We start from the raw sequence: 26,319 nt of genomic DNA, 5'->3' as shown, positions 1-26,319 counted from the left end.
AGCTAATAAAAAAACTTCCAAATTAAAAATGAAGAAATAGCAATACCAGAAAAAATGGATAGGATCATATAACTAATGGCAAAGCCTTTTTTCAATTTATTCTGCTTAATGGCAGTCACCATGATGTTATTTATAGTTATGAGATATAAAACAAGCATGACGTTTGCAAAGATGATAAATGCTTTGATTTCCATGTTTCCTCCCTAAATCTATTCGTAATCCCATACTACTTCTTCATCATCTGCCCGCATCCCTCCTATGAACAGAAGAAGAAAAAACACCTTTCCATCTCGTCAGATAGAAAGGTGTTTTGATTAAACGTTTTTCCCCGCTGCCTTCAGCGCACGGGCGCCAATGTCACGGCGATAAAATAAACCTGGCTGAATGATTTCTTCAACCGCTTCATACACTCTTGATCTTGCTGCTTCAAATGTGTCGTCAAATGCGGTCACATTTGCTACTCGGCCGCCATTTGTGACAAATTGATCGTTTTCTTTTTTTGTTCCTGCGTGGAAGGTCACAACATCAGAGACCGTTGTTTGCAAAGCACCGATTGGTGTGCCTTTTGCGTAGTCTTCCGGGTATCCTTCTGAAGCAAGAACCACACTGACAGCGGCTGTGTCTTTCCACTGCAAGTCCACATCTTTTCCGTCCAGAACATCGAGGAATACTTGGACTAGATCTGATTCAAGACGAGGGAGCACTACTTGCGTTTCAGGGTCGCCAAAGCGTGCATTGAACTCAATGACTTTTGAGCCTTCTGGTGTTAGCATTAAGCCCGCATATAAAATGCCTGTAAACGGACGCTCTTCCTGCACCATCGCGCGAGCTGCTGGTTTGACGACGTCTTCCACCGCTTTTTGTACCACTTCATCAGAAATTTGTGGAACCGGTGAATAAGCGCCCATCCCGCCGGTGTTTGGTCCTTTGTCATCTTCAAATGCCCGTTTATGATCCTGTGCGATCACCATCGGATACACCTTTTCTCCATTGACAAAGGCCATCAGAGAAAACTCTTCACCTGTTAAAAATTCTTCAATGACAACCGATGCACTCGCATCGCCAAACTTTTCATCCTCTAAAAAGTCATGCAGGCAGTTGATTGCCTCTTCAAGCGTCATTGCCACTGTCACGCCTTTTCCTGCGGCAAGCCCATCTGCTTTAATGACAATTGGGGCACCCTTTTCTTCCACATATGCCTTCGCTTCTTCAAACGATGTAAAAGTGGCGTAAGCGGCCGTCGGAATCTCATAATTTTTCATTAAGTCTTTTGCAAATTCTTTTGAGCCTTCAATGACTGCGGCTTTTGCATTCGGTCCAAATACCTTTAGACCTGCTTCTTCAAATGCATCGACGACACCTGCAATTAAAGGAACCTCTGGACCGACAATTGTTAAACCGATGTTATTGTCTTTTGCAAAACGAATTAACGCCTCATGATCACCTTCGTCGATCGGTACAAGCTTCGCAGCGTCTGTCATTCCATCATTGCCGGGTGCGACAAATACTTGGCTGACAAGTTCACTTTGATTCACTTTCCATGCGATGGTATGCTCTCTTCCACCTCTGCCGATAATTAATACGTTCACACTGTCATCCCCTTAATGTTTGAAATGTCTAACGCCAGTGAAGACCATGGCGATGCCGTATTCATCTGCCTTTTGAATCGATTCTTCATCACGAATAGATCCACCTGGCTGGATGATCGCTGTAACGCCTGCCTTTGCAGCAGCTTCCACTGTATCGCCCATTGGGAAAAATGCATCAGAACCTAGTGCACTGCCTTTTGCCTTTTCACCTGCTTGCTCAATCGCAATATTAGCCGAGCCAACACGGTTCATTTGACCAGCGCCGATGCCTGCTGTCATTTGATCCTTCGCTAGAACGATGGCATTTGATTTCACATGCTTGACGACTTTCCAAGCGAGCTTTAAGTCTTTCCATTCGTCTTCAGTCGGCTCTCTTTTCGTTGGGATAGAGATCGTTGCTTCCTCTAAGCCGTATGTGTCGATATCCTGAACGAGCAATCCACCATGAACACTTGTGAGCTGCTTTTCTTTTTTCCCAAGATCTGCTTCTACATCTAATGTTAGTAGACGAAGGTTCTTTTTCGCTGTTAACACGTCAAGTGCTTCTTGGCTAAACGATGGAGCAATGACGATTTCTAAGAAAATCGTATGGAGCACCTCAGCCGTTTGCTTGTCTACTTCACGATTAAGCGCCACAATGCCGCCGAAAATAGATGTTTCATCTGCTTTAAATGCACGGTCAAATGCTTCTGCAATCGTTTCACCTGTCCCAACACCACATGGGTTCATATGCTTTACAGCCACAGCCGCTGGCTCCGTAAATTCACGTACAATTTGAAGAGCTGCATCTGCATCTTTGATGTTGTTGTAGGAAAGTTCTTTTCCATGTAATTGCGTTGCCGTAGCTAAAGAGCCTTTGCTTGGAAGCGCATTTTCATAGAACGTCGCCGCTTGGTGCGGGTTTTCTCCATAACGAAGAGATTGTTTTTTCTCAAATGTAACTGTGAACTGTTCTGGCTCTGTTTCACCAACAAAGTTCGTTAAATAATCCGCAATCAGGGCATCGTAAGCAGCTGTATGACGGAATACTTTTGCTGCAAGCTCACGTTTTTTCTCTAGTGAGACGCCGCCTTCTTTGATTTGTTGAACGACAGAATCATAATCACGCGGGTCTACAATCACCGTGACGTCCTGATGGTTTTTAGAAGCAGCACGAAGCATACCCGGTCCGCCAATATCAATGTTTTCAATCGCTTCTTCATACGTGACATCGTCTTTTGAAATGGTCTCTTTGAATGGATATAGATTCACAACGACAAGATCAATCGGCTGAATGCCGTGTTTTTCAATCTGTGCCATATGCTCATCGTTTTCTCTCACTGCTAACAGTCCACCATGAATGTTCGGATGAAGCGTTTTGAGTCGTCCGTCCATGATTTCTGGGAAGCCAGTCACTTCAGAAATACCAATGACATCAATGCCGTTCTCTTGAAGAAGTTTGTGTGTACCACCAGTTGAAATCACTTCAACGCCAAGTTCTGTTAGTTCTTTCACAAAAGGTACAAGATTTGTTTTATCGGAAACACTGATTAATGCGCGTTTGATCGTCATGCCTTTGTCACCTCATTAAGATAATTCTAAAAGTGATTTGATCACTTTTGGATATAGTGTATGTTCTAATTCATGCATTCTTTTTTCAATGGATTCAAGGTCTTCCCCTTGTTCAATATGAATGGCTGCTTGGTCAATAATCGGGCCGGTATCCATGCCTTCGTCGACATAATGTACCGTGATGCCTGCCACTTTGACTCCTGCTTGATAGGCTTGTCCAATCGCATCGAGTCCAGGAAATGCTGGCAGTAAAGAAGGGTGGATATTCACGATTTTCCCTCTAAATGCATCAAGCAATGTCGGACCGATCAGTCGCATATACCCAGCGAGGAAAATCCATTCCACTTCATGCAGCTTCAGCTGTTCAATGATGGTTTGCTCAAAAGCGGCTTTACTCGGGAAAGCCTTCGGCGTAAAAGAAAAGGACGGAATGCCCTCTTTCTCTGCCCGCTCCAGCACCTTCGCACCCGGTTTATCACAGATCACAATGGCGGCTTTTGCCGGCCACTGTTCTTCTTTTAACGTATCAATAATGGCTTGAAAATTTGTCCCGCTTCCAGAGGCGAAGATCGCAAACTTTTTCATGAGAGGCTTCCACCACCGAAAGTGACGCCTTCTCCTTTTTGAACTCGTCCGATAAGGAAGGCTTTCTCTCCGTCTTGTTCAAGTCCGCTGATCACATCCACAAGATCATCCTCTTTGACGGCTAGGACAAAGCCGATACCCATATTAAATACATTGAACATCTCTTCTGCTTTCAATTGCCCTTTTTCTTGGATAAAGGAGAAAATAGGCGGAACTGGCCATGAGCCGTTATCAATCTCCACACCAAGTCCTTCAGGTAGCATACGTGGTAAATTCTCAATAAAGCCGCCGCCTGTCACATGTGCCATACCGTCAACCTTGCCAGCTTTCACTTGTTTAAGAACAGGCTTGACATAAATCTTCGTCGGTTCAAGCAGCTCTTCTCCAAGTGGTCTTGTAAAAGGTTCATACGTTTGGTGAAGATCTAGACCCGCATCTTCAAGCAATACTTTTCGTACAAGAGAATAGCCATTGCTATGAATTCCGCTAGAGCTGAGTCCAATCAGCAAATGCCCTTCCTTGATGTTCTCTCCTGTGACGATTTCATCTTTTTCAACGACACCTACAGAAAATCCAGCAATATCATATTCTTCTTCTGTGTAAAGACCCGGCATTTCTGCTGTCTCTCCGCCGACAAGCGCTGAGCCAGACTGCTCGCATCCGTCAGCTACACCTTTGACGATGGATTCAATTTTCAAAGGATCTGCTTTTCCAACTGCTAAGTAATCTAAGAAAAAGAGCGGCTCTGCCCCTTGTGCAAGTACATCGTTCACACACATAGCAACAGCATCTACACCGATCGTATCGTGTTGATCCATTAAAAAAGCGAGCTTTAATTTCGTACCAACACCATCTGTTCCTGAGACAAGTACGGGCTTTTTATATGGCAGTTCAGATAAATCAAACATCCCGCCAAATCCGCCTAGAGCCCCCATGACACCTGCTCTTTTTGTACGTTCTACGTGTGTTTTCATTCGTTTAACGGCTTCGTATCCTGCTTCGATGTCGACACCGGCGTTTTTATATGCTTCTGACATCCCATTCACTCCTTTTATCTGCTTGTCTTCCATGTATTTTCGGCAGAATGAAAGAGCAGCATATCAAATCACGTTGACTGCTGCTCCATTATTCGATTATTTCGTCAGGACTGTTTCCTTCACATGAGGAAGGACAGTATCTTCATAAATTTCGGTCGGGTATTTTCCAGTAAAGCATGCTAAACACTGACCGCGCTGCGGATCATCATACTTTCTGCCAATCCCGTCCATTAAACCGTCTACAGATAAAAATGCAATGGTGTCTGCACCGATCTCCTGTCTAATTTCTTCCACTGAATGAGATGACGCAATCAGCTCTTCGTGTGTAGACGTATCAATTCCATAAAAACACGGATGAGCGATTGGCGGTGAACTAATGCGTACATGCACTTCCGTCGCACCTGCTTCTCTTAGCATCGTCACAATTCGGCGGCTTGTTGTTCCGCGTACGATGGAATCATCCACCATGACGACACGTTTGCCTTCGACCACCCCGCGCACAGCAGACAGCTTCATTCGCACGCCCTGCTCACGCAATGCTTGAGACGGCTGAATAAATGTCCGGCCGACATATCGGTTTTTAATTAAACCTAGCTCATATGGAATACCTGTTGCTTCGGCATAACCAATCGCTGCAGAAATACTGGAGTCTGGCACACCTGTCACGACATCTGCTTCGACATGTGCTTCTTCTGCAAGCTTCTTGCCAAGATTCTTTCTCGCACTATGCACGTTGATGCCATTGATATTGCTGTCCGGTCTTGAGAAATAAATGTATTCCATGCTGCACATGCTGCGGTTAATGTTCATTGAGAAGCGCTCAGATTTTAAGCCTTCATCATTAATGATCAGCATTTCGCCAGGCTCTACATCTCGTAAATAGGTAGCACCGACGACATCAAAAGCACATGTTTCAGAAGCGACAACATAAGCATCCCCAAGCATACCAAGTGAAAGTGGGCGTAATCCGTTCGGATCAAGCGCTACGATCATTTCTGTTTCCGTCATAATTAAGAAAGCATAAGCTCCTTTTAACATGGACAGAGCATTTTTGATTTGATCCTTCAAATCCATATATCCGCTACGCTTAATTAAGTGAGCGAGCACTTCGGTATCAGAAGACGTTTGAAAAATACTTCCTTGATTCTCTAGCTGCTGTTTTAATTGCGTTGCATTGACCAAGTTTCCATTATGAGCAAGGGCAAGACTACCATTGTTTTGTGAGCGGAAGAAGAGGGGCTGCACATTCTCAAAGCCGCCTCCGCCTGCTGTCGCATACCGAACGTGTCCGATCGCACCTTTTCCCTTTAAATCCTTAAGCTCACCGTTTTGGAACACTTCCGTAATCAGTCCAAGGCCTTTGTGTGACGTCAGGTTTTCACCGTCTGTTGCAATAATTCCCGCACCTTCTTGTCCTCGGTGCTGAAGGCTATGCAATCCGTAATATGTGATTTGCGGGGCTTCTTCGTGTCCCCAAACCCCAAAGACGCCACATTCTTCGTTTAAGCCTCTGATTTCAGCAAGCATGGGATCGCTCCTTTCCATGCGCGTTCAAGCTCGTTGACTGCCGCATGAATCCATTGTTGTCCTTCTTGATTTTTGACAGTGAATACACCATCATTTGTGACCGTTCCAACTTCTTTTGCATCTTGCACAGCCGCAGCAAATGCTTCGCGGTTTTCTGGTTTCACTGTGACGACAAAACGTGACTGTGATTCACTAAATAGTGATGCAGCGCTGTTTAGATCGATCTGGATATCAGCGCCAAGACCATCTGTTCCAAATGTACTTTCAGCTAGAGCTACACCAAGACCGCCTTCAGACACATCATGTGCTGACTGAACAAGTCCGTTTTGAATTGCTGCTAATAGGGCTTCTTGACGCGCCAGCTCTACATCCAAATCAATTTCTGGTGCTTTTCCGTAGATACGGCCTTCTGTCATTTTTTGAAGCTCACTGCCTGCGAATTCTTCCTTCGTTTCACCAATGACGAAAATCACATCACCTGCCTGCTGGAACGATTGAGTCGTAATATGAGCTGTATCTTCAATCAAACCAACCATGCCAATGACTGGCGTTGGGTAAATGGCTGTTCCATTTGACTCGTTATATAAAGAGACGTTACCGCCGATGACCGGTGTACTTAAAGTACGGCAAGCTTCGCTAATGCCGTCAGCAGATTTTTCAATCTGCCAGAAGATTTCTGGTTTCTCCGGGTTACCGAAGTTCAAGTTATCTGTTACTGCAAGCGGACGAGCGCCTGAGCAGACAATGTTACGTGCGGCTTCTGCAACGGCGATTTTCCCGCCGACCTCTGGATCAAGGTAGAGATAACGTGCGTTACAATCTGTTGTCATCGCAAGAGCTTTTTTCGTCCCACGGATTCTGAGCACACCCGCATCAGAGCCAGGTGCAACGACTGTGTTTGTACGAACCATATAGTCGTATTGATCGTAAACCCATTCTTTACTCGCAATCGTTGGCTGTTTTAACAGCTGTTTCAATGTATCTGCTGCATCTGTGATCGCTGGAGCTTCCACTTTTGTTTCTAAAAACTCGCGATAGTATGCAGGCTCACTTGACGGCTTGTGATAAACCGGTGCTTCTTCTGCAAGTGCATCAACTGGAAGCTCACACACTACTTCTCCTTGATGGAGTAAACGAAGCATTTTATCGTCTGTCACATGACCGACTGAGACTGCTTCAAGATCGTATTTTTCAAAAATATCAATGATTTCTTGCTCACGGCCTTTTTCAATGACCAACAGCATTCTCTCTTGGGATTCAGACAACATCATTTCATACGCTGACATGCCTGTTTCACGCTGAGGGATCAGGTCTAGGTTCATTTCGATACCTGAACCGGCTTTACTTGCCATCTCTGCACTTGAGCTAGTTAAGCCAGCCGCTCCCATATCTTGAATGCCCACAAGCGCATCATTTTTGATGACTTCAAGACATGCTTCAAGCAAAAGCTTTTCCATGAACGGATCGCCGACTTGAACCGCTGAACGTTTTTCTTCTGATTCATCAGAAAATTCTTCAGACGCAAATGTTGCACCGTGAATCCCGTCACGTCCCGTTTTAGCACCAACGTACATGACCGTATTGCCAACACCTTTTGCCTGCCCTTTCTTGATGTCTTCATGGTTGATTAACCCTACACACATCGCGTTAACGAGCGGGTTGCCTTCATAGCTTTGATCAAAATGAACTTCTCCACCGACTGTTGGAATCCCGATACAGTTTCCATAGCCTGCAATCCCTGCCACTACTTCTTCAAACAAGTACTTCACGCGCGGTGAAGTCAGTTCACCAAAACGAAGAGAGTTTAATACCGCAATTGGACGAGCACCCATGGAGAATACATCACGGATGATTCCGCCGACACCTGTTGCCGCTCCTTGATACGGTTCAATTGCAGATGGATGGTTATGTGATTCGATTTTAAATACAACCGCTTGGTTGTCTCCAATATCAACGATTCCAGCGCCTTCCCCAGGACCTTGCAGAACATGCTCTCCTTTTGTCGGGAATTTGCTTAAAACAGGCTTTGAGTTTTTATAACTGCAATGCTCTGACCACATGACAGAAAAGATACCCGTTTCTGTGTAGTTTGGCAGCCTGCCAATAATGGATTCGATTAAAGCGAATTCTTCATCACTCAATCCCATTTGCTGATACATTTTCTCTTCTTTAATTTGCTTGTGACTTGGTTCAAGCAGTAGTGACATGAGTGTCCCTCCAATTTTTCACGATAGATTGAAACAATTTAAGTCCGTCTGCGCTGCCTAGTAATGAATCAACCGCGCGCTCAGGGTGCGGCATCATGCCGAGTACATTGCCCTGTTCATTCGTTACACCTGCAATTCGATTCACACTGCCGTTAATATCGTCACCGTAAGTGAAAGCGATTTGGCCTTGTTCAATCAGCTTCGCTAACGTGTCTTCGTCACAGTAGAAGTTGCCTTCTCCGTGTGCTACAGGAATCGTAATCGATTCACCTTTTTGATAACCGCTTGTAAATTGCGTTTCGTTGTTCTCTACAATGAGTTCAACTGGACGACAGATAAATTTTAGATCTTTATTTCGTCTCATTGCGCCTGGCAGAATGCCAAGCTCTTGAAGAATTTGGAACCCGTTACAAACACCAAGAACAGGTTTTCCTTCCGCAGCTGCTTTTTTCACAGCCGGCATGATGTTAGAAAAACGAGCAATCGCACCGCATCTTAAGTAATCCCCATAAGAGAAACCGCCTGGTACGAGTACACCGTCAAAACCATCAAGACTCGTTTCGTCGTGCCATACATATTCAACTTGTTCACCTAACTCATCTTGAATCGCATGGTACATATCGATATCACAGTTAGAGCCAGGCAAGACGATCACTGCAAACTTCACTGTGCGACAACCTCCTCCACCTCATAGCGATAATCTTCAATCACCGTGTTGGCAAGCAATTTTTCACACATTTCTTTGACCACTGTATCTAAGTCACGATCTGATTTCTCAATGACTAGCTCCATATATTTCCCGATACGGACATCCTTTACTTCCTGATAAGACATGCTGTGCAAAGCGTGCTGCACGGCACTTCCTTGTGGATCAAGAACGCTCTCTTTTAAGCTGACAAAAATTTTCACTTTATACATGTTTATGGCCTCCAAGTCTTTTGAAAATTTCTTCGTATGCATTTGTTAAGCCGCCTAGGTTTCGTCTGAACACGTCTTTATCAAGCTTTTCGTTTGTATCTTTGTCCCAAAGCCTGCACGTATCAGGTGAAATCTCATCAGCTAGCAAAATACGATTCTCGTGATCTATTCCGAATTCAAGCTTGAAATCAATTAAATTCACATGGCAATCTGAGAAGATTTGCTTCAATTCTTCATTCACTTGTCTTGTGATCTGTTTCATTTCCTCGACCTGCTCAGGTGTCGCTGCATGTAAAATGCGAATATGATCTTCTGTAATGAGCGGATCACCGAGTGCATCATCTTTGTAGTAAAACTCGATCAAAGGTGTGTCCAGTTTCGTTCCCTCTGGAATCCCAAGACGTTTTGACATACTGCCTGCCACCACGTTTCGCACAACGACTTCAAGCGGTACGATGTCTACCTTTTGAATGAGCTGTTCTGTTTCAGATAGGCGTTTCACAAAGTGATTGTTGATTCCTTTCTCATGTAGCATTTGAAAAATCAAGCTAGAAATTTCGTTATTCAGTCTGCCTTTTCCTTCAATTTCCGCTTTCTTTTCACCGTTAAATGCTGTAGCTGAGTCTTTATATTCAACATATAAAATATGCTCGTCATCGGTCTGATAGATTCTTTTCGCTTTGCCTTCGTAGAGAAGTTCTTGTTTCACAGTCATTCAGATTGGCCTCCTAATTTGAATGTTGGCAATTTTCAGGATTAGGCGCCTGACTAGCAGGCGGCCCATTTCTTACGCAAGACCTAGACGTTCGAAAATCATATCGACATTTTTCAAGTGATAGTTGTAATCGAAGCAGTCAGCGATTTGTTCAGGTGTTAAGCGTGAAGTGATTTTCTCTTCTGCTTCTACTAATGAACGGAATGGTACTTGTTTTTCCCAAGCTTCCATCGCTTTTGGCTGAACCGTGTCATATGCTTCTTCACGTGCCATACCTGTATCAATAAGTGCAAGAAGAACACGCTGAGAGTAGATCAAGCCAAGTGTGCGGTCCATGTTGCGTTTCATATTCTCAGGGAAGACCGTCAAGTTCTTCACAATGTTAGAGAAACGGTTCAGCATATAGTTCAGTGCAATCGTTGCATCTGGTAAAATGATGCGTTCAGCAGATGAATGAGAAATATCACGCTCATGCCAAAGTGGTACATTTTCATAAGCAGTCAGCATATAACCACGGATGACGCGGGCAATTCCCGTCATATTTTCAGAACCGATCGGGTTTCGTTTATGAGGCATCGCTGATGATCCTTTTTGTCCTTTTGCAAAGAATTCTTCTACTTCACGTGTTTCACTCTTTTGAAGACCACGAATTTCAACAGCAAATTTCTCAATGCTTGTTGCCACTAAAGCAAGGGTTGCCATGTAATCTGCATGACGGTCACGCTGCAAGGTTTGGGTGGAGATTGGTGCAGCTTTGATGCCAAGTTTCTCACATACATATTGCTCAACAAACGGGTCGATGTTCGCATATGTGCCAACAGCACCAGAGATTTTGCCGTATTCGATGCCGGCTTTTGCTTGTTTAAAACGTTCTAAGTTACGCTTCATTTCCTCGTACCAAAGAGCAAGCTTCAAGCCAAATGTTGTCGGTTCAGCGTGTACACCATGCGTACGGCCCATCATGACGGTATATTTGTGCTCTTTTGCTTTTTCTTTTAGTATGTCAACAAATCTCTCAATGTCCTTGAGCAAAATATCGTTCGCCTGTTTTAATAGATATGAAAGCGCCGTATCCACTACGTCTGTAGATGTTAACCCGTAATGAACCCACTTTCTTTCTTCTCCTAGAGATTCAGATACAGCACGCGTAAAGGCAACCACGTCGTGGCGCGTGTCTTGTTCAATCTCCAAAATACGTCCAATATCAAAGCTTGCATTCTTGCGCATTGTCACAACGTCTTCTTTCGGAATGATGCCAAGTTCTGCCCAAGCTTCACAAGCGAGAATTTCTACTTCAAGCCATGCATTAAATTTGTTTTCCTCTGTCCAGATTGCTGACATTTCTGGTCGTGCGTAACGTTCGATCATTTCCCGTTTCCTCCATCTCTTTCAGTCCATATCTTTGTGATGTTTGCCATCCATTCATCATCAAGCTGTTTCATAAATGTCATATGCCCCATTTTGCGGCCGGCTTTTACTTCATGTTTACCATATAGATAAAGCTTCGCTTCCTTTAAAAGCTCAGGATGTTCTTTTGGGATGTCCACTTCATCGCCCAGCAAATTCACCATCATGCCCTCTGATAAAAGAGCTGTTCCGCCAAGCGGCAAACCGCATATGGCGCGAATGTGCTGTTCAAACTGACTCGTCTCACATAAATCCAATGTGTAATGTCCAGAGTTATGCGGGCGGGGTGCCAGTTCATTGACGAGCAGCTTCCCTTCATTTGTCAAGAACAGTTCAACAGCAAGCGTACCGACTAGCCCTAGCTTTTCAGCAAGCGTTGTTGCCAGTTCTTTTGCTTTCTCCTGAATGCTGCCATCTACCCGTGCAGGCACGATGCTTTGGAATAAAATATTGTGCTTATGAATGTTCTCAGCGACTGGGAATGTCGCAATTTCTCCATGAACAGACCGCGTCACAATCACGGACAGTTCCATTTGGAAAGGAACCCAGCTTTCTAAAATACATGTCCCATGAGTGAGAAGTGCAGCCGCTTCATGAAGCTGATCCTTCTCTTTGATCACGTACTGTCCTTTACCGTCGTAACCGCCTCTGCATGTTTTCAGCACAGCTGGCAAACCAAGCGCATTTACTGCGTCTTCCAGCTCCTTCTCATCATGAACGATGCGATAAGGGGCGACTTCACAGCCTGCATCTACAATCCCTTTTTTCTCGGTTTCACGGTTTTGGGTTAAAAGAAGAAGTTCGCTTCCTTGCGGTAAATACGCCTCTTCCTTCAGCTGATTGAGTGCATCATAGTCAATGTTTTCAAATTCATATGTGACCACATCACTGATGTCCGCCAGCTGCCTGATCGCTTCAAGGTCACTGTATGCGGCTGTGATTTCTGTATCAGCAACCTGTCCACAAGGAGAAAGTTTGACTGGGTCAAGAACTGCTGCACGGTAGCCCATTTGCTTTGCACTGACAGCCATGTATCTGCCAAGCTGTCCGCCGCCGATGATACCAATGGTTGCGTTTGGAAAAATGGTCTGCTTAGCCAAGCTGATCACTGCTTTCTAATACAGTTTGTTTTGTTTGTTCTCTTCTTTCTTCAAGGCGTGCTGCAACGGCTTCATCGAATGCTGAAATCATTTGTGCGGCTAGAAGCCCTGCATTTGTTGCACCGGCTTTGCCGATTGCCACTGTAGCAACAGGTACACCGCCTGGCATTTGAACGATGGATAATAAGGAATCCAGCCCGTTTAATGCTTTTGATTGTACGGGCACACCAATGACCGGCAGTGTCGTTTTTGCTGCGACCATCCCCGGTAAATGTGCTGCGCCTCCAGCACCGGCAATAATGACCTTGAGTCCTTTACCTCTTGCTTCAGTCGCATATTCAAACATCAAATCAGGTGTCCGATGTGCGGATACAACCTGTTTTTCATACGGAATGTTTAATTCCTCTAAGATATCGCACGCATGTTTCATTGTTTCCCAATCAGATGTACTTCCCATGATGACACCTACAAGCGGCTTCATTTTGTCCCCACCTTTAAGCTATTATTCGATTTTGTATCGTTTGACACGCTTCCCAAACCTAAGTAGCTTGTCAAACGCCGAACAAAAAGACCCGGTTTGTATTGCATTGTTAGGAAGCAACACAAACCGGGCCATGGTAAGCGCTGTTCGCTTTTAAAACGCCATGTCAGTTTTGTTCACTATCCTGCATAGTCCAGTCATTTACGGTAACTGGGTAGAAACTTATGGGCCATATTCCCAAGATTATATGAGGCTCGTGTTTTGATTTCATGTTTATCTTAACAACGGATGTTCATGATGTCAACGGATTTATCGAACAATCTATGAAGTCGTCGTTTTAATGTTCGGATTTAGAGTATTTTTCCCTCAAATACGATTTTTTTCCCAATCGGAATGATCTGAATCGACCCATTTTCCTTCTTTTCCTGAAAGATGGGCTCCTCCATTCGTCGGACAGGTGAGTAGCCTTCTTCCGCCATCTGGGACAACACTTGATCAATCGTCATGTTGTCTTCCACGTAGAATTTCTTTTTCTTTGGTTTTGCGGTCATTCTTTAATTCTCCTTTTCTTCACAGCCTTCACCCAGAAGCCGCCATGAATCGTTTTGGGCTCATACGAAATGATAAACGCCTTTGAATCAAGCGTTTTAATCGTTTCATATAATTGCAGTTCATATTTTCTCGGTGTTAAAATTTGCATCGCTGACCGGTCTCCTTCAAGACCTCCTACTACCCAGTTGGTGACGCCATATCCTTTTTCTCTCAATTGTTTTGGGAGATCTAGATCGATTTCTTTTGTAATCACGTTCACAGTAATGTAGCCAAGTGCCAGCTTCTCTTCAATTTTCATCCCGACAATGATTCCAATTCCATAACCTAGCGCATACGCAATGACATTTTGTACTTGATCTAAGTTATCTAATACGATACTCAAACCAATGACATAAATCAGCATCTCGACAGTACCAGCAAAAGCGGCTGCATATCTTCTGCCTTTCATTGTTAAAATTAAACGCATAGTGGAAAAAGAGACATAGACAATGTTAATCACTAAAATAATCAAAACCATGGTGAACGCATTGGATAAAAGTTGTTGAAGCACGATTCGAACCCCCTGCACTAAAAATCAAATAAAGCACCCCATATTCTACTAGAGAACAAACCTTGATACAATCAAATTTGCGCGAGAAAAACACATATATCTTTCGACAACAAGGGGTGGTCTTTGTTACCAAGAGTTTACCCGTTTTTTCCTCTTCTCAACATGAAAAACCTCCTTTTTCAAAAGGAGGCTTTAGATGGTTGATAAAGGGCTAAAATATACTTTATTTTAACCCTTTGTCTTTTTTCAGCATGATAGAAACCTTTGAATTCTAAGAAGGACGAATACCAGCGTGAAGCGAATTTCACATTCGTGAGCACCGTCACGCAGGACTGTAGCCGATTGCAAAGATTTGTCTACACGCTGAAACGTGTTTTTATCCAAACCGAACTGGAACAAGTGATGGGATCAAATACTCTCCGACAATGCCCCATAAAAGGGCAATGATGACGAGCTCAATCAACAAAAAGACCCAGCCGGCATACATCAAGTCTCCCCGCACAGCTTCTTGATCTGATTGAACGGAGCGGAAGAGCACAATGGCAATCAGCTGAAGACCGAAAAACATCATGACGGATAAAATCACCGTTACATATGGAATATTCAGCATGGCAAATACAAGCCAAAGGATAGATAAAACCAAAACCGGCACAAGCACAGCACCGAACTTCATGATCACTTCTTTCAGCGATATGTTTCCTTTCAGCATGTACTTACCGAGCACCCAAACCGTCAGCATCATCAGTGTCAACAAAATGAGTGTAAAGACCGCTACCTTTAAAAAGGCGTCACCAAAAGAATAATGAATACCAAAACCTAATAAACGGGTCTTTGACGCCTTTAATTGAACGTAGTTGCCTAAAGCAAAAAACACACTGAATAACACAATTGAAATCCAGGCGTACTTCATGCGTAAAGTGTCCGCTTGATGGATCGCACGACTCGGTGATTTTAACATCGCAAACCCATATGAGCCATAGCGCTTAAACGCACCGCCTACACCTCTTGCGATGCGCTGAATGGCTGAACCCTCTTCATCAGCTGGCTTAGCCGTTCTTCCTCGTTTTGCAGCACTGCGGCTGAGGCGGGACTGCCTCGTTTCTTGATCTATTGATGGCTCTTCGTTTTCGTTTTTTGTTTCGGATGTGACCTGCTCTTGATCTTTCTCTAACATCCCATATCAACTCCTATCTCAGACAATCCGCACAGGCTCAGGTGACCTGTCCGGATGACTCCTATTAAAGTAGCGGAGTCTCTCTATTCAGTCAAGATTCCTTGACGTTCATACGAATAGACGGATAAAAGAATGAAGAGGTTTTAAATGGAGAGAAAATAAGACAAAACAAAAAAGCTGATGAGTGGATCAGCTTTTCATCATCTTTCATCACTTTTCATGAACGATAGCGCGCCTGCTTTGCTTTCTGAATCCGAAGATTCTCTTGGTGTGCGGGGAAACGAGTCTTTTCTGTCGTATCGACTTGTGTAATTTGTCCATTATGAATGGTGATCACCACCGACCCGTATTCAATCCCTTTTAAGGCAGATAAAATAAAATTCAGCTTTTGTTCATCCATTGCTCATCCCCCATCCCACTAATTTTGCTTGCGCTCTTTTAAATAGAGAACCTCATTTTCCAGCTCATGAATCGTATAATGCATGAGCGCTTCATGTTTTTCTTCATGCCCCCATAATAGGAGCTGCTCAATCAATACCTGCTTTTTCCGCTCAATCACCTGCCTAAGCCAGCGTGACAAGTCATCCCCTCCCGTTATGATGAATGCAAGAAAAAAGGCACTCTGAACCCTTCTATAGAAAAAAGGAAATCAAAGCGCCTTTGGTGATCCAATCAGCGAATTATGTCTTTTTATCATAAACATATAATTCCTATAAGTCAACTGTGTTTTTGAAATTTCCCTACAAAAAACAGCAGCCTCCATGAGCTGCTGTTTCAGACAAACCATTAATGATTTAAGAAAGCAAAATATAGAATAAAGATGACAAACAGGCCGTACATAATTGGATGCACTTCTTTTGCTTTTCCTTTAAAGATCATGGTGATCGGGTAGAAAATGAAACCAATTGCAATCCCTGTCGCAATACTATATGTCAGTGGCATCATAATCATGGTTAAGAAGGCCGGTACCGCAATTTCAAAACGATCCCATGCGATCTTCGCAAGAGGTGCTACCATCAGTGCACCGACAATGATTAAAGCAGGTGCCGTTACATTTGATGTCACGACAGATAATAGTGGCGAGAAGAACATCGCAAGTAAGAAGAAAATACCTGTCACGACGGCTGCAAACCCAGAGCGGGCACCCGCAGCAACACCTGAACTAGATTCAACATAAGACGTCGTCGTTGATGTACCAAGAACAGAACCGACGACGATAGAAGAAGAATCCGCCAGAAGCGCTCTTCCTGCACGAGGCAGCTCATTATTTTTCATTAAACCAGCCTGCGTTGCCACAGCCACAAGTGTACCAGCTGTATCAAAGAACCCAACGAATAGGAACGTTAAAATGACCACAAGCATTTGAATGGAGAAGATGTCTGGCAAGTGAATCAAAGCTTGACCAAAGGTTGGAGACAAACTTGGAATGCTTCCGATAATTTGAGATGGAACTGGCACAAGACCAAAGATCATTCCAGCAATGGCTGTCACAAGCATCCCAATGAAGACACCTGCATTCACACGAAGAACCATTAAAATGACAGTCACAACGATACCAAATACCGTTAACAGGACAGGACCACTATGAATATTCCCGATCGATACAAGCGTATTATCGTTATTGGCAATAATGCCAGAGCCTTGAAGACCTACAAATGTAATGAACAAACCAATCCCTGCACCAACCGCCAGCTTCAGCTCAGATGGAATGGCATTAATGATTTTTTCACGAAAACCTGTTAAAGAAAGAGCAACGAAAATCAATCCTGAAACAAACACCCCGGAAAGTGCTGCCTGCCAGGAGATCCCCATACCAAGAACAACTGAGAAAGCGAAGAACGCATTCAGTCCCATACCTGGTGCAATTGCAATCGGGTACCTGGCGATCAATCCCATCAGGAAACAACCTGCCGCAGAAGCTAACGCCGTTGCTGTAAAGACAGCCCCCTGATCAATTCGTAATTTATCTGGAAAATCCGGTACTGCTACTAAAGCAAGTGTGATCGGATTGACAAACAAGATGTAAGCCATCGACAAAAATGTCGTTAAACCGCCGATGATCTCTCTGCGATAATTCGTACCTAACTCATCAAACTGAAAAAACTGTTTCAAAGCCAACTGACTCCCTTCATGTCCTTTTGCTTTAGTCTGTCCCATTCACAAGTCAAATAAAAAACGCCCCAACAGTTTTTGGGACGCTTGACTACAATGTGAATTCAGACCGTGACATCAAACAAGAACAATGCATGATTTATATCAAACGAGTGTGAATTGACGTAGTCAAGCCATTTACGGTAGCTTGGTAGAAACTTGCGGGCCATATCCCCGCCATTATACGACTTCTATCTATTTGATTTCTGTGTCTATTGTACCAACTTCATTTTTAAAACACAATACAAAAAGCGAACATTTTTCAAAGAAATGTCCGCTTCATTCGTCTTATTACACGAATTTGGAAAATCACATCTAGTTCTTTATACACCCATCACTGAATTCTGGCAAAAACCGTTTCTGCTACATCGAAAAATGCCTTCACAGCAGGAGAAGCTTGCGTGAGCGATGGACAGGCAAGCGCCACCTCACGATGATGCGATACATTCAGATGACTGATCTGCACAAGTTGCTGCGTTTTCAGGAATAACTCAGGACCTATCGTCACACCAAGTCCTTCCCCAACCATGCGGGCAATGGTCGTACAATCATGCACTTCAAATAAAATAGACGGCTTGATTTGCGCCTCTGAAAAAATATCCTCTACATGGGATTGATACATGCCAGTTGGCATAATAAATGGTTCATCTGCTAATTCTTCCATGTCTACAATTGGCTGCTGCTCAAAACGATGATTTTCGTGATAGGCGACCACCATTTTATCTTTCATAAGTGGCAATAGATCAAACGATTCATCCGCTTTACCTTTTACAACAAAACCAACATCAATAATGCCAGAATCGAGCCACTCCAAGATCTCTTCATATGTCCCCTCATAGAACTTAAATTCAATATTTGGATGCTTTTTCTGATAGCTCACAAGCAGTTTTGGCAATAAACAAGCGGATGCACTGGCAAATGTTCCAATCCGAATCAAGCCAGATTCAATATTTTTGGTGAGCGCAATTTCCTGCTGAATTTTCTCTACTCGATTTAGCACTTCTCTTATATGCGGAAGAAGGGTTTCACCGGTGTCTGTCAGCGTAATGCCCTTTTTTCGGTCACGCACGAATAAAGACACACCCCACTCCGTCTCTAAACTTGCCACCGCATGACTCACGGCAGACTGTGTCATATTTAATGCTTCAGCTGCAGCTGTAAAACTGCCTAGCTCGACCACCTTAGCCATCGTCTCGAATCGAACAAAGCTCATGAGTATTCACTCATCCCTTTCATGAAAAACATCAATTTTACTTATGTTAGCACGGAATTTAAAATGAATACAACGTTTCAACATAAAGGAAGGGTTCAAAATGAAAAGTACATCTTATCCATTGCTCATATTTCTTTTAGCCGTCGGTTCTTTCGTCACAGGTACTTCAGAATTCGTCGTATCAGGCATACTGGACATCATTTCTGACGATCTGCACATCTCCATCCCGGTTGCAGGACAGCTCATCACCATCTATTCTCTTTTTTATGCGGTGGGTGCCCTCTTTTTAGTCATGGCCACATCGAAATTGAATCGAAAAAAGGTTCTTTTATCGGCGATTTCCATGTTTATAGCAGGTAATGTGCTTGCCTTTTTTAGCCATCACTTTATGCTGCTCATGCTCTCGCGAGTCATCATGGCCATGAGTGGCGGCTTATATATTGTGCTCGCAACAAATTACGCAGCGCAGCTCGCCCCGCCAGAAAAAAAGGGGAGTGCGATGGCAACAGTAATCACTGGATTTACTGTTTCACTAGTACTCGGTGTACCGATTGGAACATTTTTAGCAGGATATGTAGATTGGCATGCCATTTTTCTCATCATTGCAATAGGGACCACATGTCTCTTGTTTCTTCTGTATCGATTATTACCGCCTATGGAGGGACATTCCTATGTGCCATTTAAGCAGCAAATGCAAATTCTTCAAGACCGCAGGGTGTTAAGCGGATTAGCCACGACAGCCTTTTGGATCTTAGGTTACACGATGGTATTTGCTTACATTTCGCCATTATTGCGGCAAACATCCGGATTTACGCTTGAACTGACAAGCATTGCCTTGCTTGTCTTAGGCATCTCCGCTTTTATTGGCTCGCGCTTTGGTGGATACGCTGTCGATCAATGGGGACCAAACCGAACCATTTCAATCAGCATCACGGTTCAGATGCTCATGCTCTTTGCATTATCCTTTACACAATTTTCGGTAGTTGGCGTCTTCATCACGCTCGCCATTTGGGGCACCGCCACATGGACAACAACACCAGCGAAGCAATTTTATCTCATCTCCCTAAAACCCGAAACATCTGAAACCGTGCTGAGCTTTAATACAGCGATTATGAATATCGGCATGATGCTCGGATCATCAATGGGCGGTCTAATTATTCAATATACAAATGTAACGAATTTAAGTTGGATTGGCGGGCTAGCCAGTTTTGTTGCGTTGATGTTGATTCGGTACTCGTTCAATCGCAATCGGCGGATGCATCAACAGATAAAAAGCGAACATGTGTAATCATGTTCGCTCATTTATTTATCGATTAGCTTTTGATGTTTCTTTTTTGACTGGAATGGTTACGGGTATATCTTCCTGTGGTGCCAATCGGTTCAGATCTGACAAATTAAGATACAGCCCATAATCCTTAATTGAAAATGTGTCTAACTTCTTCACATCAAATTCAAAGGTAGATTGCATAGAGGCTGTCTTGAAATTGGTCACCTTCGCATCGTTTCTCTCCAAGTAATATCCGTTTTCATCAAGTACTTCAGGGTCTGACCACGATTTAAGCTTTTTAACATCACCTAATCCTATCCACTCACCTACATTCTCCATAAAATCCTCATCTACTTTCTGATCTACTCCAGTAAATTGATAATAAACTGTCACAGAATGCCCCTTTTGCTCTATTTTATTGATTTTGATCCCTATTCCATGATGCTTTGTTTTGAACTGAACAGGTAGCTTTGTCTGAAGAGGAATGATTTTGCTTTCTTCTTGTTCGTCTGTCACACCCGTGTAAAATGTTAATTCAGTTGCCTCTGGATCAATCGACTGATCTAAAATGGTCAAATGATTTTTTCTAGTTTTGTCAGAAGTCAGTTGTTTTTCTCCTAAAACTGTTCCAATTTCGAGCTGATAATCATTTCCTAGATTATCCTTCATTCTATCTATACTAACTATATCGTCTTTAGCAAAACCATTGTAATCAATGGTATATTGAATAACAGAGCTTTTCACTCCATTTTCTACCTTTACATTTCTTAAGTGATAACGTCCATTTAAAATAGACACGTCTTTTTGTCCAGCTAATAAAGTGGTTTTTTGCTTGACCACTGGTACCTTGAAGCGCCAATTCCCTACAATATCTCCAATTTTCGAAATGACAAGTGGCACTTGTTGACCTCGTTTGATCGTTTGACCATTTGTATAGACTGTCACCTGCCCTACATAACGGCCGTCTTTTATTTTTTTCAATTCATGATTGTAGGAGCTCGATTGGGAAGCTTGATTTACTGGATCTAAGTCGACTATGAAAGGGACAACATCTTTTTTTGTATTCAAACGATTCACAGTAAACGTATAAACAAGCCGCCCGGCATCATAATACACACTGTTCACTTTCACAGTAACCCCTCTTGATTCAGCTCCCTCATTGACATGCTTCACCAACTCACTCTGAAAAAGAGACATTCCTACTTTATCATGAAACATCATATATAACTGTCCAACCAATGGCACTCGAGCCATCGCTGTATTAAGAGAAGGAAAAAGGAAACCTGATGAAAAATAAAGAACGATTAGTACGATGGCAGAATATATTGGCGTTCTCCAATTCCATGTGAACCACCGTCTTTTCTTTTCCGCTTTCACATCTCCTATTGCTTGACGAATTGCAGAGGTCAATTCAACTTTTGGTACATCAATCTCTTCATAAAGCTTTTTCATTTCTTTTCGTTCCATCGACACTCTCCTCCTTCTCCAACGTTTGCTTTAATAACTTTCTTGCTCGATACAAATGAGTTTTGACCGTTCCTTCGGGCACACCCATCTGTTCAGAAATCATTGAAATCGAATAATCTTGAAAATAAAATAGCTGAATCACGAGCTGATATTGCTCATCTAAAACATCTAGTGCGTTTTTTAAATCGAGCTTGTCTTCCAAAAAATCATGACGCTCAACGCTCTCATGATGCTGTTCAAACGGAACAATGTCTTGCTGCTTTTTCTTCATCTCAAAAATTGTATGAATCAAAATCCGCGTCAGCCATGTAGAAAAATAGGCTGGTTCTTTTAAGCCCGATAGATGCTTAAATGCTTTAATGACCGTCTCCTGAACAGCATCTAACGAATCCTCCTTATTTCTTGTGTAGAGAAAAGCCGTTTTATATAAACGCTCTTGATACATCAGCATTAATGTCTCAAATGCCGGGACATTCCCTTTTTGTGCTTTTTTAATTAGACGCACTTGCTTCATCTCATCCACACCTCCTACACCTGTTAGAGCACACTTTCTCACAAACGGTTTCAACAAACAGAAATTTCTTTTACTTAGCATATGTCGGACAAAAATAGAGAAAGTGAAGAATAGGCCGCAAAGATCGTATTGAACTTTTGATATAATGGAAGAAATATCTACAAAAAGGAGGATATTGATTGTTTCTATTTGAAGAACCTGCTTGTGCTAGCTGCCAAAAGAAGATAGAAGGTAACGAAGAAGTGTACGTTAAGCTGGTCTATCCAAAGAGAAAAGGAATGACAGAGGTGAAGGCTTGGCTGAGGAATGAAGGGGTTTTTTATTGTAAGGCATGTACAGAACAAAAGACATCATAAGGGGGATAAATGCATGAACAAAATTACTTTTCCACAATCATTTCCAACGATACATACCGAAAGACTGATCTTAAAACAAGCAACGATCACAGATGCTGAGGATATGCACATCTATTTATCCAATGAAACCGTGTGCCGCTATATGGGCATTGATGCACATGAAACCATCGAAGACACAAAAGGAGAAATCAAGTGGTATGACAATATCTTCAAAGAACAAACAGGCATCCGCTGGGGCATTTCTTTAAAAAACAACCCCACCATCATCGGCAGCTGCGGATTTCTTAACTTGGAAAAACAGCACTACCGCACCGAAATTGGCTATGAATTACACCATGATCATTGGAGAAAAGGCATCATGAAGGAAGCGATTACTGCGGTATTGCGATATGGATTTCAGGAGATGAACCTGAACCGGATTGAAGCGATCATTGATCCAGCAAATACGTCTTCTGTTCAATTATTGGAGAAAATTAATTTTGTACGAGAGGGTTTATTGAGGGAGTATGATCTTGGTCAGAATGGGTTTGATGATGTGTATATGTATGCGATTTTGAAGAGGGATTACGAGAAAAAAAGACTCTTACATTTCTAAATTAAAAATTAACGAACCTAAACAAGTTATTGTTTTCCTTCAAAAGAAATTTATGTTAAAATTATATTGCTAGTACTATTGTCATTTATTAGAGTGCTAGGTATGTTGTATAACAATGTCAAGAGATATTACTGTGAAAGCTGAAACTTGTATACCGTATGCTAATCTTAAGATCAGCATACTAGATAAGTAGCAAGCCAAAGTCATATCTATCATCATAGAACACTTCACCACCAGAACTTGTCTTCTTGTTATATTATACATTATTTGTATTTGTGAGTATTAAACTCACCCCGCCATACCATATAATATGCCGCGTGGTATAGTAGAGCCTAAGGATAGCGGCGCTTTAGGCAGAGTGCAAGTCAGAAGAAATATAGTAGCGGGACTAAGTCTGTACTTGCTCCAACAATAAAAAAAGGGATGTGAGTTTTAAATGGTATATAAATATCCATCTAAACCTTACTTGCATTTTGATAAAATTGCGTCTTTTAATAAAAAGGTAGAAAACTACGTCCTTGGTTTTAAACAAAACCCATCACATAGTTTTCTACCTTTAATTTTTAGTGAGTTAACCTTTGAGAAATTTAGCGATATTAATGATGGAACCACTATGAAGAGAAACGGTCAATTAATACCTATTAAAGTTAAAAAACGACCGATTATGTATGCTGCTCATATTGATAACTTTATATACAAACATTACAGTTTAGAGTTAAATGACTTTTATAATAGCTATGCTAAAGTTCAACAAATTGATGAATCTGTTACTGCCTATAGAAACAACAAAAAAAGACAAAACAATATACATTTCGCAGCTGAAGTAATTAACTTCATTGCAAAGAATCCAAATTGCTATATATACATAGGAGATTACCAAAATTTTTTCGACACTTTAGATCATAAATTACTTAAAGAAATGATTAACTTGATTTACGGAAGTGAAATGCCAATTCATCAATATAAAATCTTCAAGAGTCTCACTAAATATTCATACATTAATAAAAAAGATATCAATATAAGAGTAGGCGAAGATAAAGAAATATTTAGAACTAATCAAACCTGTTATTTCACTTCATTTAAAGAGTTTAGAAGGTTCAAAAATGAGAGAAGTTTAATTACAAATGATAACAGCAAAGTCCTAAAAGTAAATACGGATACCAAAGGTATTCCTCAAGGAACTGCTATGAGTGCTATTTACTCTAATATATATATGATAAAGATCGATGAATATATTACTAATTTATTAGCTAGCACAGGAGGTTTATATAGGAGATATTCTGATGATTTCATCTTGGTTTTTACTAATATAAATGAAGAAAAATTTTACACTATTAAAAATCAAATAGAGAATCAAATCAAAAAAAACAAATTATTAATTCATCCCCAGAAAACGCAAACCTTAATATTTGATGGGAGAAAAATTTTCGATATTAAATCTCAAAGACTTTCTAAAATTGATTATCTAGGATTCATTTTTAATGGTAATGAAGTTAGAATAAGAGAAAAAAGCATTTATAAATACTATAGAACTGTTTATAAGTTAATAAAGAAAGGTGAAATTGTTTCAAGAAAAAAGGGCTTTACTAAAGATCGAATACGCTTAACTTATAAAAGAAAATTATATCAACATTATCATCAGTTAGGAGAAAGAACTGACATAAAATATAACTATAAGAAAAGAGAATTCGGAACATTTATCACATACGCAAATAAGTGCAATAAAATATTTAATGAGATTTCGCCGCTTACTACAAATTTAATGAAAGAACAAATTAAAAACCACCGAAAGAAAATCAACAAAAAAATCCAGAAGTCTTTAAATACTCTAATGGATTAATGTTAATAGATTCATTACCTAAAAAAAGTATCCTTAACTTTTCACCTAAAGCAGTTCACACACGTCGTGGCACGTATACAACGTTCAAGAAAAAAACCGTAACATTTCCTTATACTTTTTATGAAACGGTGAAATTAATTATTCAATAGAATCTAATCAAGAGCATTTAAAAACATTATAATAGGCGTTCACACAACAAAAAGGAAAGGAAGAAGCTTTTAGGTGGTTGCATATGAATGAACAAACAAAAAAGTTTGCTTATTTCCCAGTTCAAGATAGACAAATACATGTATTGGAAGCACTTTGGCTGAGAAATCAAGGTATAATTGAAATGAATCGAGAAAATCCTGCTTTTTTTGACTTCAAGAACCCCTCTATTCGAAGCGGAGTATTACCAGTTTCTCCTACTTTCAGTGGAGAAAAAAAGATTAAAGACGCATTTTACCGATATTATCATAAAGAAGACATGAAACAGATTCTTTATTCAAAAAAAATGACAACTGCTCATTCCCTTTTTCAAATGATGTTTTCACAACTTAATCAATTCAAAATTGAAGACAAAGAAAAAAAGGAAATTAGAGTAGCTATTGAATCAGCAGAAATAGAATCTTATATTAAATATAATGATAAAAAAGGTATATTAATTGATATCTTATTGCGCATCAAACAAACGTATCCATACTCTTATAAGTATCTATGGAATAAAAAGTTGGCAATTGAAGTTAAAGTAACCCATGCTGTTGATCCAAAGAAAAAGCGCATATTACTCGATAATAATATTTCAACTTACGAAGCACCTGTTCCTAATGTTATTAAAAAATTGATTCCAAAAGCTCACGAAATATTAAAAAATAAAAAGCTTAGACAAAAAGAAATTGACAAACTAACTAAAATTTATAGCAAAAACAATTGGACTTTATTTGGAGACTTTATTGTAAACTCTAAAGTAGAAGATGAAAATAAGGAGAATTATCTATTGTTATCCCAAGCTGAAATTGAACTAGATAAATACAAAAAAAGAAAAAAAGAATTATCTGAAGAAATACAAAAATCTGAAGAATATAAGCTACATTTATCTGAAATTATTCATAAGCTAAACAAAGATTTATACACTCTCAAAGAAAAAGTTGAAGTTAATCAAGAATTACTATTGGCTTCTCAAAGAAATAATGAATTAGTATTAAAATTGAAACAAAAAGACCAACAAATTGAAAATTTTAAAAAAGAAAATGATATCCTCAAGAACAATGTAAATAAACTTCATGACGAATCCTTTTTGAAATGGATCAAGAGGAAAATTTTAAAATAACCTTTAAATCCAAAATCATAATTCTTTACTAATTTATAAATTATAAAATCAAAGAAATTTGAAATGAGCATAGAAATGTAAAAAAAGAATCCGAACTATTGGAAACACTTTGAAGTGGTTCCTAAATAGTTCGGTTTTCTTATTGGTGAAGAGTTTTTTATCCTTATTAAAAATTATTCCCACTCAATCGTAGTAGGTGTTCCAAACCCCTTTA

General features: G+C 41.1%; 27 protein-coding genes and 2 riboswitches. Of the genes, 5 read left to right on the top strand and 22 right to left on the bottom strand.

Features of this window, described 5'->3' with window-relative positions; translation table 11 throughout:
- Positions 1–2: 2 nt before the first annotated feature.
- The 20 genes from NST01_RS03395 to NST01_RS03300 form a co-directional block, all read right to left on the bottom strand.
- Positions 3–194: a hypothetical protein gene (locus NST01_RS03395; RefSeq protein WP_017359816.1), complete on the bottom strand. Its 192-nt coding sequence runs from the start codon at positions 192–194 to the stop codon at positions 3–5.
- 120 nt (positions 195–314) lie between these two features.
- Entirely contained in the window at positions 315–1,589 is a 1,275-nt protein-coding gene (purD, locus tag NST01_RS03390; protein WP_046342862.1) for a phosphoribosylamine--glycine ligase, read from the bottom strand.
- Between the two features lie 12 nt (positions 1,590–1,601).
- A complete protein-coding gene (gene purH, locus NST01_RS03385; protein ID WP_008344287.1) occupies positions 1,602–3,140 on the bottom strand; it encodes a bifunctional phosphoribosylaminoimidazolecarboxamide formyltransferase/IMP cyclohydrolase in 1,539 nt (512 codons plus the stop codon).
- Between the two features lie 15 nt (positions 3,141–3,155).
- The gene (gene purN, locus NST01_RS03380) at positions 3,156–3,725 is read right to left on the bottom strand and encodes a phosphoribosylglycinamide formyltransferase (RefSeq protein WP_008344288.1); all 570 of its coding nucleotides are present in this window, start codon (positions 3,723–3,725) and stop codon (positions 3,156–3,158) included.
- Complete coding sequence (gene purM / locus NST01_RS03375) at positions 3,722–4,762, bottom strand: phosphoribosylformylglycinamidine cyclo-ligase (RefSeq protein WP_017366751.1); 1,041 nt, start codon at positions 4,760–4,762, stop codon at positions 3,722–3,724. The genes purN and purM overlap by 4 nt, the downstream gene beginning before the upstream one ends.
- Before the next feature lie 96 nt (positions 4,763–4,858).
- The gene (gene purF, locus NST01_RS03370) at positions 4,859–6,289 is read right to left on the bottom strand and encodes an amidophosphoribosyltransferase (protein WP_017359819.1); all 1,431 of its coding nucleotides are present in this window, start codon (positions 6,287–6,289) and stop codon (positions 4,859–4,861) included.
- Positions 6,265–8,496 (bottom strand): phosphoribosylformylglycinamidine synthase subunit PurL, encoded by a 2,232-nt coding sequence (gene purL / locus NST01_RS03365; RefSeq protein WP_341041493.1) that lies wholly within the window; start codon positions 8,494–8,496, stop codon positions 6,265–6,267. Before purL ends, purF begins: the two co-directional genes overlap by 25 nt.
- Positions 8,480–9,163 (bottom strand): phosphoribosylformylglycinamidine synthase subunit PurQ, encoded by a 684-nt coding sequence (purQ, locus tag NST01_RS03360; RefSeq protein WP_017359821.1) that lies wholly within the window; start codon positions 9,161–9,163, stop codon positions 8,480–8,482. Before purQ ends, purL begins: the two co-directional genes overlap by 17 nt.
- Positions 9,160–9,414, bottom strand: a complete 255-nt coding sequence (gene purS, locus NST01_RS03355) for a phosphoribosylformylglycinamidine synthase subunit PurS (RefSeq protein WP_003214349.1) — start codon at positions 9,412–9,414, stop codon at positions 9,160–9,162. Before purS ends, purQ begins: the two co-directional genes overlap by 4 nt.
- A complete protein-coding gene (purC, locus tag NST01_RS03350) occupies positions 9,407–10,129 on the bottom strand; it encodes a phosphoribosylaminoimidazolesuccinocarboxamide synthase (RefSeq protein ID WP_007496901.1) in 723 nt (240 codons plus the stop codon). The genes purS and purC overlap by 8 nt, the downstream gene beginning before the upstream one ends.
- Before the next feature lie 72 nt (positions 10,130–10,201).
- Positions 10,202–11,497, bottom strand: coding sequence for an adenylosuccinate lyase (gene purB / locus NST01_RS03345; protein ID WP_008344295.1), 1,296 nt, complete (start codon positions 11,495–11,497; stop codon positions 10,202–10,204).
- Positions 11,494–12,636 carry a 5-(carboxyamino)imidazole ribonucleotide synthase gene (gene purK, locus NST01_RS03340; protein ID WP_041093202.1) on the bottom strand — a complete coding sequence of 381 codons (1,143 nt, stop codon included), beginning with the start codon at positions 12,634–12,636 and terminating at the stop codon, positions 11,494–11,496. The genes purB and purK overlap by 4 nt, the downstream gene beginning before the upstream one ends.
- A complete protein-coding gene (purE, locus tag NST01_RS03335) occupies positions 12,629–13,117 on the bottom strand; it encodes a 5-(carboxyamino)imidazole ribonucleotide mutase (protein ID WP_017359824.1) in 489 nt (162 codons plus the stop codon). The genes purK and purE overlap by 8 nt, the downstream gene beginning before the upstream one ends.
- Positions 13,118–13,286: 169 nt before the next feature.
- A riboswitch (purine riboswitch) is annotated at positions 13,287–13,388 on the bottom strand.
- Positions 13,389–13,467: 79 nt separating this feature from the next.
- Positions 13,468–13,668 (bottom strand): NETI motif-containing protein, encoded by a 201-nt coding sequence (locus NST01_RS03330; protein ID WP_008344299.1) that lies wholly within the window; start codon positions 13,666–13,668, stop codon positions 13,468–13,470.
- Complete coding sequence (locus tag NST01_RS03325) at positions 13,665–14,219, bottom strand: DUF2179 domain-containing protein (protein WP_008344300.1); 555 nt, start codon at positions 14,217–14,219, stop codon at positions 13,665–13,667. The genes NST01_RS03330 and NST01_RS03325 overlap by 4 nt, the downstream gene beginning before the upstream one ends.
- Positions 14,220–14,595: 376 nt before the next feature.
- A complete protein-coding gene (locus NST01_RS03320) occupies positions 14,596–15,393 on the bottom strand; it encodes a hypothetical protein (RefSeq protein ID WP_035703528.1) in 798 nt (265 codons plus the stop codon).
- A gap of 217 nt (positions 15,394–15,610) precedes the next feature.
- Complete coding sequence (locus tag NST01_RS03315) at positions 15,611–15,793, bottom strand: YezD family protein (RefSeq protein WP_025206857.1); 183 nt, start codon at positions 15,791–15,793, stop codon at positions 15,611–15,613.
- 18 nt (positions 15,794–15,811) lie between these two features.
- The gene (locus tag NST01_RS03310; RefSeq protein ID WP_008344307.1) at positions 15,812–15,973 is read right to left on the bottom strand and encodes a hypothetical protein; all 162 of its coding nucleotides are present in this window, start codon (positions 15,971–15,973) and stop codon (positions 15,812–15,814) included.
- A 206-nt stretch (positions 15,974–16,179) separates the two neighbouring features.
- Positions 16,180–17,505: an NCS2 family permease gene (locus tag NST01_RS03305; protein WP_024719393.1), complete on the bottom strand. Its 1,326-nt coding sequence runs from the start codon at positions 17,503–17,505 to the stop codon at positions 16,180–16,182.
- A 145-nt stretch (positions 17,506–17,650) separates the two neighbouring features.
- A riboswitch (purine riboswitch) is annotated at positions 17,651–17,752 on the bottom strand.
- 126 nt (positions 17,753–17,878) lie between these two features.
- Positions 17,879–18,757, bottom strand: coding sequence for a LysR family transcriptional regulator (locus NST01_RS03300; protein WP_017359827.1), 879 nt, complete (start codon positions 18,755–18,757; stop codon positions 17,879–17,881).
- A 100-nt stretch (positions 18,758–18,857) separates the two neighbouring features.
- Here NST01_RS03300 and NST01_RS03295 point away from each other — a divergent pair, with 100 nt between their 5' ends.
- Complete coding sequence (locus NST01_RS03295; RefSeq protein WP_081114592.1) at positions 18,858–20,045, top strand: MFS transporter; 1,188 nt, start codon at positions 18,858–18,860, stop codon at positions 20,043–20,045.
- A gap of 18 nt (positions 20,046–20,063) precedes the next feature.
- Here NST01_RS03295 and NST01_RS03290 read toward each other — a convergent pair whose 3' ends face one another.
- Entirely contained in the window at positions 20,064–21,491 is a 1,428-nt protein-coding gene (locus tag NST01_RS03290) for a DUF4179 domain-containing protein (protein ID WP_341041488.1), read from the bottom strand.
- The gene (locus NST01_RS03285; protein WP_017359830.1) at positions 21,460–22,005 is read right to left on the bottom strand and encodes a sigma-70 family RNA polymerase sigma factor; all 546 of its coding nucleotides are present in this window, start codon (positions 22,003–22,005) and stop codon (positions 21,460–21,462) included. Before NST01_RS03285 ends, NST01_RS03290 begins: the two co-directional genes overlap by 32 nt.
- Positions 22,006–22,184: 179 nt before the next feature.
- Between NST01_RS03285 and NST01_RS03280 the strand changes: the two genes are divergently transcribed.
- The 4 genes from NST01_RS03280 to NST01_RS03265 all read left to right on the top strand — a co-directional run bounded on the left by NST01_RS03280 (position 22,185) and on the right by NST01_RS03265 (position 26,105).
- A complete protein-coding gene (locus tag NST01_RS03280; RefSeq protein WP_019743763.1) occupies positions 22,185–22,361 on the top strand; it encodes a hypothetical protein in 177 nt (58 codons plus the stop codon).
- Positions 22,362–22,374: 13 nt separating this feature from the next.
- Positions 22,375–22,956: a GNAT family N-acetyltransferase gene (locus NST01_RS03275; RefSeq protein WP_035703520.1), complete on the top strand. Its 582-nt coding sequence runs from the start codon at positions 22,375–22,377 to the stop codon at positions 22,954–22,956.
- A gap of 436 nt (positions 22,957–23,392) precedes the next feature.
- Positions 23,393–24,796: a reverse transcriptase domain-containing protein gene (locus NST01_RS03270; protein ID WP_035703517.1), complete on the top strand. Its 1,404-nt coding sequence runs from the start codon at positions 23,393–23,395 to the stop codon at positions 24,794–24,796.
- Positions 24,797–25,028: 232 nt separating this feature from the next.
- Positions 25,029–26,105: a hypothetical protein gene (locus NST01_RS03265; protein WP_035703515.1), complete on the top strand. Its 1,077-nt coding sequence runs from the start codon at positions 25,029–25,031 to the stop codon at positions 26,103–26,105.
- The last annotated feature ends 214 nt before the right edge of the window (positions 26,106–26,319 follow it).

Source organism: Bacillus sp. FSL R7-0166 (assembly GCF_038008935.1).
In the GTDB taxonomy this organism is placed as follows: domain Bacteria; phylum Bacillota; class Bacilli; order Bacillales; family Bacillaceae; genus Bacillus; species Bacillus altitudinis.
This window is presented reverse-complemented; position numbering and strand designations above follow the sequence as displayed.

Bases quoted from the DNA above. Each gene is read 5' to 3' on its own strand.
- NST01_RS03320 (WP_035703528.1), bottom strand. From the start codon at position 15,393: ATGTTAGAGAAAGATCAAGAGCAGGTCACATCCGAAACAAAAAACGAA.
- purS (WP_003214349.1), bottom strand. From the start codon at position 9,414: ATGTATAAAGTGAAAATTTTTGTCAGCTTAAAAGAGAGCGTTCTTGAT.
- purF (WP_017359819.1), bottom strand. From the start codon at position 6,289: ATGCTTGCTGAAATCAGAGGCTTAAACGAAGAATGTGGCGTCTTTGGG.
- NST01_RS03285 (WP_017359830.1), bottom strand. From the start codon at position 22,005: ATGAAGCAAGTGCGTCTAATTAAAAAAGCACAAAAAGGGAATGTCCCG.
- purL (WP_341041493.1), bottom strand. From the start codon at position 8,496: ATGTCACTACTGCTTGAACCAAGTCACAAGCAAATTAAAGAAGAGAAA.
- NST01_RS03300 (WP_017359827.1), bottom strand. From the start codon at position 18,757: ATGAGCTTTGTTCGATTCGAGACGATGGCTAAGGTGGTCGAGCTAGGC.
- NST01_RS03275 (WP_035703520.1), top strand. From the start codon at position 22,375: ATGAACAAAATTACTTTTCCACAATCATTTCCAACGATACATACCGAA.
- NST01_RS03295 (WP_081114592.1), top strand. From the start codon at position 18,858: ATGAAAAGTACATCTTATCCATTGCTCATATTTCTTTTAGCCGTCGGT.
- NST01_RS03265 (WP_035703515.1), top strand. From the start codon at position 25,029: ATGAATGAACAAACAAAAAAGTTTGCTTATTTCCCAGTTCAAGATAGA.
- purN (WP_008344288.1), bottom strand. From the start codon at position 3,725: ATGAAAAAGTTTGCGATCTTCGCCTCTGGAAGCGGGACAAATTTTCAA.
- purB (WP_008344295.1), bottom strand. From the start codon at position 11,497: ATGATCGAACGTTACGCACGACCAGAAATGTCAGCAATCTGGACAGAG.
- NST01_RS03315 (WP_025206857.1), bottom strand. From the start codon at position 15,793: ATGGATGAACAAAAGCTGAATTTTATTTTATCTGCCTTAAAAGGGATT.
- NST01_RS03270 (WP_035703517.1), top strand. From the start codon at position 23,393: ATGGTATATAAATATCCATCTAAACCTTACTTGCATTTTGATAAAATT.
- NST01_RS03395 (WP_017359816.1), bottom strand. From the start codon at position 194: ATGGAAATCAAAGCATTTATCATCTTTGCAAACGTCATGCTTGTTTTA.
- NST01_RS03330 (WP_008344299.1), bottom strand. From the start codon at position 13,668: ATGACCGCAAAACCAAAGAAAAAGAAATTCTACGTGGAAGACAACATG.
- purM (WP_017366751.1), bottom strand. From the start codon at position 4,762: ATGTCAGAAGCATATAAAAACGCCGGTGTCGACATCGAAGCAGGATAC.
- purH (WP_008344287.1), bottom strand. From the start codon at position 3,140: ATGACGATCAAACGCGCATTAATCAGTGTTTCCGATAAAACAAATCTT.
- purC (WP_007496901.1), bottom strand. From the start codon at position 10,129: ATGACTGTGAAACAAGAACTTCTCTACGAAGGCAAAGCGAAAAGAATC.
- NST01_RS03290 (WP_341041488.1), bottom strand. From the start codon at position 21,491: ATGGAACGAAAAGAAATGAAAAAGCTTTATGAAGAGATTGATGTACCA.
- purE (WP_017359824.1), bottom strand. From the start codon at position 13,117: ATGAAGCCGCTTGTAGGTGTCATCATGGGAAGTACATCTGATTGGGAA.